Below are 1,944 nucleotides of genomic sequence, written 5' to 3'. Positions count from 1 at the left end.
ATAGTATTGTTTTTCTAATGTAAGCGAACACCCGGCCCGCACCCCGGACCTGCACCCGTACACCGCTCCGCGCCGCCAGCCGCCGCAGGGGCCCGCCCGGCCCCCGGTGCACCACCGACAGCGACCCCAGATCGGCACGCAGCCGGTCGAGCGCCTCCGCCTCCCGCCGCACCGCGTCGGCGGCCCGGCCGCCCGCCGCCGTGTCCTCCAGCAGCCCGGCCCGCGCCAGCCGGGCCAGCAGCGCGTCCAGCCAGGCGTCCGGCACTCCGAGCCCGCGGGCCTCCCGCCGCACCAGCGGGAGATCGCGCGTCCCGTCCAGCAGCTCCAGCAGGCTCCCGGTCGTCGTGTCCACCGGTCCCACCACGACGGCATGCGCGGACGCTACCCCGAACTGCACGTACTGGAGGTCCCGCCAGGCCCGCCGCAGCGCCGGTCTCACCATCGGACGCATCCCCGTCCCCCCGTCATCGGTCACGCGGACAGGATCCCCCGGTACCGCCGCCTTCGCGGAGCACCATCCACAGGTCCAGGCATCTCGTCATACGAATGCTCCGGCCTGTGGAGGGATGGTGCGCGAACCGCCACGGCGGAGGGATCGCCTCCGGCGGGCGGGTACCGTCGGGGCGTGCCCGCCGATTCCCAGCCCGGCCCGTCCGGCGACCCCTCCCGGACCGGCCGGACGTCCGCCGTCGAGGTGCGCAGGAGCCACCGCCGCCGCCGGACCGTCTCCGCCTACCGGGAGGGCGACCGGGTCGTCGTCCTGATCCCCGCCCGGATGCCGGAGACGGAGGAGCGGCGCTGGATCGGCGTCATGCTGGACAAGCTCGCCGCCCAGGAGAGCAGGCGCCGCCCCGGCGACTCCGAGCTGGCCGAGCGCGCCGAGCGGCTGTCCGCCCAGTACCTCGGCGGCCGGGCGCGCCCCGCCTCCGTCCGCTGGGTCACCAACCAGAACACCCGCTGGGGCTCCTGCACCCCCGCCGAGGGCAGCATCCGCCTGTCGCACCGGCTCCAGGGCATGCCCGAGTACGTGGTCGACTACGTCCTGCTGCACGAGCTGGCGCACCTGCTCGTCCCCGGGCACGGGCCGCGGTTCTGGCGGCTCCTGGAGGCGTACCCCCGGACGGAACGCGCGCGGGGCTACCTGGAGGGCGTCGCCGCCGACCGTCCGGCCGGCCCCCCGGCCGGGCCCGGCGCCTGACGCCACCGGTCCTGTACCGAGTCGGTACCGAGCCGGTCACCGGCGTGGTCCCCCGTCGTATTCAGCCATTAGCCTGACGCGACGCACACCAATCCGGGATGGGGACGGTCGCAACGCATGGCCAGGGAATTCCAACGGGGCCACAAGGCCCGGATCAGCGATCTGACGGCGGGCACCGATCTGTACGTCGGCGTGCAGATCGCGGGCCCCGGGCTGACCTTCGACGTCAGCTGCTTCGGTCTCGACGCCGACGAGAGGCTCTCCGACGACCGGTACTTCGTCTTCTTCAACCAGCCGGAGACCCCCGAGGGGTCCGTCCGGCTGCTCGGCGCCCAGGCCGGGGACACCGAGTCGTTCCGGGTCACCCTCGACCGCGTCCCCGAGGCGGTCCACCGGCTGTCCTTCACGGCGACGATCGACGGCGCGGGACAGATGTCGCAGGTCGGGCCGGGGTACATCCGGATCGTCGCGGGCGGCGATGAGGTCGCGCGCTACGCGTTCGACGGCACCGAGTTCACCACCGAACGCGCGGTCATGCTGGGCGACTTCTACCGCAAGGACGGCTGGCGCTTCGCCGCGGTCGGCCAGGGCTTCGACGGCGGGCTGGAGGCGCTGCTGAGGAACTTCGGCGGCGAGGTGCTGGAGGAGCCGGAGGAGGCGGAGGAGTCCCGGCAGGACGCCGGGGCGCAGCCGCAGGCGGCCCCGGGCTTCGCCGTCCCGGGCTTCGCGCCCCCGCCCGGCGCCCC

2 protein-coding genes and 1 pseudogene are annotated in these 1,944 nt (G+C 74.4%); 2 read left to right on the top strand and 1 reads right to left on the bottom strand.

The features are described from left to right. A pseudogene (locus tag MW084_RS03090) lies at positions 1–451 on the bottom strand (ThiF family adenylyltransferase); the annotation flags it as partial. Between the two features lie 174 nt (positions 452–625). Between MW084_RS03090 and MW084_RS03085 the strand changes: the two are divergent. Both MW084_RS03085 and MW084_RS03080 read left to right on the top strand, forming a co-directional pair. Beyond that, positions 626–1,198 carry a M48 metallopeptidase family protein gene (locus tag MW084_RS03085; RefSeq protein WP_010469110.1) on the top strand — a complete coding sequence of 191 codons (573 nt, stop codon included), beginning with the start codon at positions 626–628 and terminating at the stop codon, positions 1,196–1,198. A gap of 117 nt (positions 1,199–1,315) precedes the next feature. Continuing rightward, a partial coding sequence (locus MW084_RS03080) for a TerD family protein (protein WP_275563458.1) occupies positions 1,316–1,944 on the top strand: 629 nt, incomplete at its 3' end.

This window comes from Streptomyces sudanensis (assembly GCF_023614315.1).
GTDB classification, from domain to species: domain Bacteria; phylum Actinomycetota; class Actinomycetes; order Streptomycetales; family Streptomycetaceae; genus Streptomyces; species Streptomyces sudanensis.
This window is presented reverse-complemented; position numbering and strand designations above follow the sequence as displayed.